Below are 7,963 nucleotides of genomic sequence, written 5' to 3'. Positions count from 1 at the left end.
CGCCGCGCACTGCGTGGACATCAGCGAACCCAAGACCGTGCGGGGCCTCATGTCGGACTACCGCCTCTACACCGCCCGCCTGGCCATGGCCGACCCGCCGCCCACCCGCTGGCGGCAGCCCACGGCCGCACCCGACTCGGACCAGCAGCCCCCGGCCGGCCCCGGCGACCCCGATACACCCCGCCTGCCGCTGGAGGCGGGGGAGTGGGACATCCCGCGCGTCCCGCTGCGTTACGACCGCGCGGTGATCGCCTCCACCATGCTGGCCGCCCAGCTGCGCACCGCCCGCCGTACCGGCCGGGCCATGTACGACGTCACCGTGCACCAGCAGGCCGCGATGCCCGAGCAGCTCCTCGTGCCGTTCCCGGACGCCGCCCCCGACGTCGAGTCGGAGAGCCTGGACGACGAGCCGCAGACGGTGCTCGACCTGACGGCAATGCGGGCCCTCCAGAAGGCCCGCACCGACCAGGAGGCTCTGGGGTACACCGCCGAGCAGATGCGTCACCTCATGGACTCCGTCACCGAGATGGTCGACAGAGGCCGAGCGCTCAGGCAGCGGTACGCCAACCGGGACGAGGACCCCGCACTGCATCCGGTGCGCGAGGACGACCAGCGGGCAGCAGCCGAAGAGGAAGCGGCCCGGCAAGGCACAGCGCGAGGCAATCAAGCAAATGCAGGCGGCGAAGAGAGCCGGCGGCGGTAAGCCAGCCGGGAAGAAGGCCGCCGCGAAGCAGACGGCGAAATCGGCGGTGCTGCTGCCCCGTGGCTCGCTGCGGGCCGCGTACCCGGGCACCTGCCCGGCCTGCTTCAAGGACTACTGCAAAGGCGAGGCCATCACCAAGGTGACCAACGGGTGGGGCCACCCGGGCTGAACGCCCCGGCAGCTGTCAGCAGCCGAGCGGGAGTTCGCCAGGAACAAGGCCCGGATCGAGAGCGGCGAGACCTACCGCGCCCAGAAGCCCTCGGTCTGGCGGCTCGGTTCCTCACCGTCCAGCACCCGCCCCGCCCGCTGACGCGGACGGATCGCTCGAAGCCGGCGGGGAACACGGCACGCCCAAGGAGAGCGGCGATCGCCCGATAGGAATCGCCGGCACACAGCCTGCGGGAGATCTCCTCCCGCTCGCCCAGAGTCAAACTTCCGACGCGCTCCTTGCGGGGCAGGGGAGCGATTCCTCCGTGGTGCTTGAGGACGGTGAACACCGAGCCGGGCGGCTTGCCTATGCTTCTCGAGATGACGCTGATCGACTCGCCGGCCTTCCACCGCCGCCACAGGTCGGTCTTCATCTCGTCCGACATGCCCGGCCGACCCAGTCTTGCCACTTGTACCGCCCTCAACCTGCACTGTTGCTCTGACCGGTTGAATCTAAGGACCGGGTCCTTGCCGAGTTGCGCGACGCGGAGCTGTTCTGGGAACGGTCCGGGCATCCGTCGGCGGGCGGCTGAACGGTGCGCCCGGTGCGGCCGGGCCGAGCAAGAGGGCGATGCGCTGCTCGGCCCGGGCGCGGGTGCCGGGGCGGTTTAGGGGACCTTGCCGGCGTCGACCCAGTAGGCGTCCCCTATCTGCAGCCGCCAGGACACGGCGAAGGTGCCCAGGGGGCTGCCAGCTCCACCGTTCTCGCTCTTGGGCATGCTCGCCCTGCCGCAGTTCGACACGAGCGGGTTGTTGGTCACCCGGTTATCCGGGGCCAGCACCGGCGGGCTTGCAGGGGTGGGGCGGGAGACGAAGTACTGCCCGCACTGGCTGCCGGAGCTGATGCCTGACTGAGCGCCGCTCTCCTCGGCCGCAGCGAACGGGTATTCGTCGCATTGCGCTTGCGGGTCGAAGAGGAGGGTTGCCGGGTGTTTCACGTAGACGTTCGGGCCCTTGTCGGGGCAGATCACGCCTCGGTTGTCGTCGATTTTCTTCGGGTCGCCACGGTGCAGGGGGACTGATTTCAAGTTAGGGTTGTTGGCTGGCAGCATGCCCACGTGTTGGGGGCTGTTCTTCTGTACCGCGCGGATGAAGGCGCTGGCTTGCGCGTACTTGGGGTCGATCTTGTAGGTGGGCTTGAAGTCCGGCACGACGCACCCGGGGGCGCGGTTGGGGAACGTGTCATCGCACCGGATCTTCGACTTCGCGCCGCCCCACGAAGTGGTACCTGTGGTGGTGGAGGGGTCGGGGAGCGAAGCGGTCAATGTCCAGGCCAAGTTCATTTCCTGGGAGCCTCCCGGCACCCTCTGCCAGTGTCGTTCGACGGTGCCCTCCAGCGTGGTGCCGGCCGGTGCAGGCAGTTCGCCCTCCCAGGGGCCCGGTGCGCTGGCGTTGCAGTTCGGCGCACATATAGCTTCCAGATTCAGTCGCATACCGGCCAGGGACGGGTCGGACCGCAAGACGGTGACGATGTCGTGTTCGGTGAAGGACGTCTGATCGCGCTCGGTATTGATCTCCTGCTGGATCCGGATCGTGGCGTTGCCCAGCACCACCTGAGTACGCAAGTTCCTCAGCTGCACCGGGTACACGTGATCGGAGCAGATGGAGAACCGGGTTTCGAACACGCCTTGGTGCATGCTGCACCACACGTTGCCGTCGTCGACGGTGCCGGGGACGTTGGCCGCCGGATGGATGCACAACTCCTGCTCCTCAGGAGAGCCGGCCTGGGCGCAGTCGCGTCCCTGGGGGCCAAGAGCTGCTACGACGGCGAAGCCAGGGTCGCCGGTGGCGGGATCACCGCCTCCTCCCAACGGTGTCCAGTACGTGTACTGGCCCTCCCACTGGTTCACGGCTGCCTTGTCGGGGCTCAGTCCGTAGAGGTGATCGTCACTGACGGCGAACGTCGCTCCCGGTCCGCCGACTTTGGTCCAGTTGTCGGGCTGGCCGTCGTACTTGTAGACGTGGCCGGTGTCGGGGTTGGTGGCGAACAGGCCTGCGCCGCCGGCGTAGATGTTCCTCGCCGGTCCGCCGATCCGGGTCCAGGACGTTCCCTTGCCGCTCCATTCGTAGACGGCGGAGCGATCGGGAGCCAGCCGGTACAGATGCTCGCCGCTGACCGCGAACGCCGCACCTGCTTCGCCGACCTCGCTCCACTCGCGGCCACCTTGGTATTTGTAGATCTTGCCCGTGTCGGGGTTCGTGGCGAAGGTGCCCACACGGCCCGCATAGACAGCGGCCGTGGGGCCGCCGATTTCAGCCCATCCCTGGCCGTCGCCGGACCACTGCCACACCGCACTGTGGTCTGCTCGCAACATGTACAGGTTGTCCTTGGCCGTCACGGACAGCACCGGGGCAGGTTGTGCCTCCTCTGAAAGCTGCGCGGTGGGAGGCGGCGCGGAGGCCGGTCCGCTGTCCGCGGTGGGTGGCGTAGCCGCAGGCGTTGTGTCCGATGCTGGCATGGGGGCCGTCGGAGCACCGAGCGAGTTCCAGGTGGCGTCGGTTCCCGACCATGCGGACACCGCGGTGCGGTCACGGCTCAGTCCGTACAGGTGATGGCCGCTGACGGTGAAGGAGGAGCCCCCCGAACCGACACCACTCCATCGGCCGCCGTCGTAGCGCAGGATGCTCCCGTCGGTGCGGTTGGTTGCGAAGAGCCCGGCACCGCCGGCGTAGAGGTCCTGGGCAGGCCCGCCGACCCTGGTCCACTCGCTGCCGTGCCCGCTCCACTGGTAGACGGCGGTGCGGTCGGGGTTCAGGCCGTAGAGGTGGTCGCCGGTGACGGCGAAGTCGGCGCCCGCCCCGCCGATCTCGCTCCAAGTTTCCGGCTGCCCGTTGTACTTGTACAGCTTGCCGTCGGGGCTGGTGGCGAAGAGCCCTGCTCCGCCGGCTTCGAGGTCTTGGGCGGGTCCGCCGATCTTGGTCCAGTCGGTGCCGGTGCCGCTCCATTCGTAGACGGCGGTGCGGTCGGGGTTCAGGCCGTAGAGGTGGTCGCCGGTGACGGCGAAGTCGGCGCCCGCCCCGCCGATCTGGGACCAGCTGTCGGGCTGCCCGTTGTACTTGTTCAGTGCTCCGGTGCCGGGGCTGGTGGCGAAGAGTCCCGCTCCGCCGGCGTAGAGGTCCTGGGCGGGTCCGCCAACCTTGGTCCAGTCGGTGCCCTCCCCGTTCCAGCGGTAGACGGCGGAGTGGTCGGCTGCCAGCGCGTACAGCTGGTCGTCAGCGGTCGCCGTCACCGACGCCAGGGCAATGGGGGCGGCCGGGGCGGGGTCCGCGGAGGCGGGGGCGGCCGAGAGCAGGCCGGCGGTAATCGCGCCGGCGAGCAGGACACCGATGCGCCGCAGACGCGCTGCTGGTGCGCCGGGTCGGGGCTTCGTGCGGTTACGGGAAAGCAGGTGGGCCACAGGAGACGCTCCAGGGAATTTGTCTGGGAAGTGCTGGAGCCCCACGGTCTGACCTGGTCTGATTGTCCATCAATAGGCGTTGTCCGTTACCGCAGTTCAGGCGACACGGAAGAGCGGACAACGCGGACAACCAACCGGGGGAGTGCCGCTGTGGTGAAGGCCGGCCGTCCACAGGGCGGGCCCAAGGGGGAAACCGATGAAGCCAATGAGCTCGCGGTGTTCCTGCGGGATCTGACCCAGGACTTCACGATCCGTGAGCTTGCGAAGCGGTACAAGATCAGCAAAACGAGCTGGGGCGAGTACCGCTCCGGGACCAAAACGATCCACCTGCACCTGCTCAAACGCCTCGTACATGACCTGGTGCGAGATGAGCGAGCGCGCGCCGCGAGATGGGCGCTGGCCCAGCGCCTCCACGAGCAGGCAACCGTCGCACAGCAGCCTCTTGGCCCTGACGAGCCGAGCACCGCCGTGGAGGGAGTGACGGCGGCACAGGCGGCAGCCCAGGCCACCGTCGCTCTGCAGGACGCGGAGCGTCTGGTCCACATCCTCCTCGGCGTCATCGCCGGCCTCCAGATGCCCTCACAACACGGCACGGCACCGGGCGCCGACGCGGCTGCTCTGGCTCCCGCCGCCGATCAGGCAGCCACTGATCTGCGTGAAGCACACCACCGACTGGACCAAGTCCGCCTGGTCCAAGACGCTGTACGCCGCGTGCGTGACGAAGCCACCGCACACGACCCATCCGCCGCAGCAGATGCCGCATCCCGTGCCCGTGACGACGCCCGGCCCGGCAACGATCAATACCTTCCCGTGCCCTACACGGCAGCCTCACGCGAAGCCGCCGCCATCCTGATCGTCTCCCGCACCGCACTGGTCGAGCACTACGCCGCAGCCCGGCTACTCAGCGCCCGGGCAGCGGGTGTGCACACCCTCGAGCCGACAGCTGTACAGAACACCCCCCGCGAAGCTCTGGCCCTGACCTCCCCGCCCCACAGCCCCACCACGGTCTCGCCACCCTCTGACCGGTCGCGCCGCCGACGCCTGATCGTCATGATGGCCGTTGCCGTGACGCTCGCCGCCTCCCTCTCAGCGGTGGCCGCCGTCACCATTGTGCGAAACGGTCAGCAACCCCCGCTGGAACAGGCGAACCGGCCCACACCGGCCCCGGCGGCTTCCCTGCCGCCCCCGACATCGAGCCCTTCACCTCCGGCATCGCCCACGCCGTCCCCGAGCCCGGAGCTGACCGACCCAACTTCGCCCCCGAATCCGACCCGCTCGACTGAGACCAGCGTGACGGCGGTCCCCGACGACTACCTGGGCACATGGCAAGGCGAATTCACCAAGCCCGGAGACAAAGCCCCTACCTTGCGCCGGATCGAGATCCGCAAGGGCGCGGTGGGCGCAGAGACCGCGGACATCCTGACGTCGACCGCCAGCTCCCTCTGCCAGTCAAAAGGAACCCTCATCTCGGCCGGCACACTGCTCGTCCTCACGACAAACCCGACCTCAGGAATCCCCAGCCACCTCTGCACCACCAACGGAGACATCACACTCCGACGCCAAGGAGACGCCGACCTCACCTGGAAAGCAGAAGGAACCACAGCCACCCTCCACCGCACCGCGCCACAAATCCAGACGATCCCCACACCGTTCATCGGGACATGGCGCGCCCAGGACGGAAACGACCCCACGTCATCCGTGCGCATGACAATCAACCAGGGAACACCCGGCCGCGCCCGGGCCGAATTCGTCTGGGACGGCGACGCCCACCACTGCGAAGGCTTCTCCGTACTTGCTTCCATCGGCGACGCCCTGACCTTCAGCCCCGAGACGGTCACGGCGTCCGAACCACAGCGCTTTTGCACCCAGACCCCGACCCGGATTGTTTCCCAGTCCGAGGGCAACACCTTGCACGTGGAATGGGCGGATGACGGCGGATTCTTCCGCTCATTCACCTTCCACCGTGCCGGCTGAGCGAACACACGGCGGATACGACAGAAGGCCCCGGATCCTGCAGGGTCCGGGGCCTTCTGCTTCAGTAGCGGGACAGGATTTGAACCTGCGACCGCCTCCGTACAGGTTGCTATTCGGCGGACGCTTTTCAGTGGTCCGTCATGTGGGCTGCAGCTGGGTGTCACGCCCTCTGACGTGCCGCTTCGGGTATGTGCGGGTCGTCGTGCTGAAGTCTGGGCGACGATTCCGCACTGAAGGCCGGCGCCGAAGCATGGGTGAGCGACGCGCCGAGTAGCAACAGGAGGTCTCTCAAGTACTCGTAGTGGTGCGTGGGCCTGAGTCCAGGTTCTATCCGGCGGGTGAGATTGAAGCAGGCGCGGGCGTGGGCCCGCGTCCCCTGAGGGGTGCGCGGGCGCTGCCGTGCCGGGCGGTGTCAGCTGGCCGTTCGGGTGGAGCGCAGCAGAATCGGGACGAGTCGGGCGACCGGCTGGTAGTGCCACTGCTGTCCGATTCTGCCTTCCTGGCCGGTGGGGGTCTTGTCTCGGGGTTTAGGGGCGCCAATAGGTGAGGTCGAAGCCGTAGTAGTTGCTGGCGGCACCGGGTTGGCCGGGCGGTGTCCGTAGCGTGAGCAGTCCGATGATGCCTTGGTTGGTGGTTAGGCAGATCTGGGAGCCCTTGGTCAGCTGCTCGCGCTTCAGCACGGTGCTGTAGCGGGTTTCCGCTTTGCATGTGGCCTGTGTTCCTGGCTGGCCGGAATCGAGTAGCACGATGTTGGCGGAGCGGGGGAGGAGGTTGCCGTCGATTGTGTGGTAGATGCCCTTCGAGTCAATCGCCGCGGTCGGTTCCACCCTGGGTGGGTCTGGGAGGAGGTTTAAGGTGCTGGTTACCGCAAGGTCGACCCGTTGTTGTTTGCCGGCGGCCGAAGGGCTAGCGGACGGAGTCCCTGTTTCTTCCGGTCCGGGCCCGGATCCTCCTGTCGGCGCCGGGACGGTGACGGTCGCTGTCACCGTGACTGTGGGGTTGACGTTCCCGCTTGCTGTGGGGGAGTCGAAGACAGTTGGTAGGCCGTAGAAGCCGAGTAGGAGGCCGAAGAGGCCGGTGACGGCCGAAATCCACGCGGCCACCTCTCCGCCCCGTCGTCTCCTAGGGGCGGGCGATGATGCGGGACCTTCCCCGCCACTCTGTCCTGACGTCTCGCTGGTCGGCGTAGCCCCCACGCGTTCCCCCTCAACCACTTGTGAATGGAAGGGACCAAGTATGGGTTGGGAGGCCGCCGGTTCGTCAGGTTTCGGCTGCATCGGGACGAAGCCAGGCAGCGGAGATTGACTCGCGCCCGAAAGGACCGCGCCCAGCCCTTCGCCCTTGCCGACGGCAGTCCTCCCGGCCTGAGCGGGGTGGGTACGGCCCAACCGGCGTCCAGGGCCTCTCGGTGACTTGCCAGGCCGGCCCCGCTACTGCTGCCAGCTGCCCGCGGAGCGGGCGGGCCTGGAGGCGGAGCCGGAAGACCCTGGGGCGGGGGGAGCGGAGCGGACCCCGCCCAACGGGCCGTAGGCCCGGACCCCGTGAAACGGGGTCACCCACGCCCGCGGAGCGGGCCGTTCGGGTGGAGCGCAGCGGAATCCGAACCCGTCCGGAGCGAAGCGCAGGCCCCCGGCCCGAAGGGCCGGCCCCGGCTCGGCGAAGCCCAGCCCCGGCGAGCGAA

Annotated in this window: 6 protein-coding genes; 3 read left to right on the top strand and 3 right to left on the bottom strand. The window is 68.3% G+C overall.

Annotated features, from left to right (window positions below):
• Window positions 1–703, top strand: a 703-nt coding sequence (locus ACGFYQ_RS41900; protein WP_393752586.1) for a hypothetical protein, incomplete at its 5' end; no start/stop codon positions are given.
• A 46-nt stretch (window positions 704–749) separates the two neighbouring features.
• Window positions 750–872, top strand: coding sequence for a hypothetical protein (locus ACGFYQ_RS41895; RefSeq protein ID WP_393752590.1), 123 nt, complete (start codon window positions 750–752; stop codon window positions 870–872).
• On the opposite strand, the gene ACGFYQ_RS41890 is transcribed toward ACGFYQ_RS41895, so the two are convergent.
• Together ACGFYQ_RS41890 and ACGFYQ_RS41885 are read right to left on the bottom strand one after the other, a co-directional pair.
• A complete protein-coding gene (locus tag ACGFYQ_RS41890; protein WP_393752588.1) occupies window positions 835–1,284 on the bottom strand; it encodes a helix-turn-helix domain-containing protein in 450 nt (149 codons plus the stop codon). The genes ACGFYQ_RS41895 and ACGFYQ_RS41890 overlap by 38 nt on opposite strands.
• 234 nt (window positions 1,285–1,518) lie before the next feature.
• Complete coding sequence (locus ACGFYQ_RS41885) at window positions 1,519–4,308, bottom strand: hypothetical protein (protein WP_393752584.1); 2,790 nt, start codon at window positions 4,306–4,308, stop codon at window positions 1,519–1,521.
• A gap of 150 nt (window positions 4,309–4,458) precedes the next feature.
• Here ACGFYQ_RS41885 and ACGFYQ_RS41880 point away from each other — a divergent pair, with 150 nt between their 5' ends.
• The gene (locus ACGFYQ_RS41880) at window positions 4,459–6,282 is read left to right on the top strand and encodes a hypothetical protein (protein WP_393752582.1); all 1,824 of its coding nucleotides are present in this window, start codon (window positions 4,459–4,461) and stop codon (window positions 6,280–6,282) included.
• Window positions 6,283–6,809: 527 nt separating this feature from the next.
• Here the strand turns inward: ACGFYQ_RS41880 and ACGFYQ_RS41875 are convergent.
• On the bottom strand, window positions 6,810–7,109 hold the full coding sequence (locus ACGFYQ_RS41875; protein ID WP_393752580.1) for a hypothetical protein: 300 nt from the start codon (window positions 7,107–7,109) through the stop codon (window positions 6,810–6,812).
• Window positions 7,110–7,963: the final 854 nt, after the last annotated feature.

Origin of the sequence: Streptomyces sp. NPDC048258, from assembly GCF_043201995.1 — a bacterium.
Classification (GTDB): Bacteria; Actinomycetota; Actinomycetes; order Streptomycetales; family Streptomycetaceae; genus Streptomyces.
This window is presented reverse-complemented; position numbering and strand designations above follow the sequence as displayed.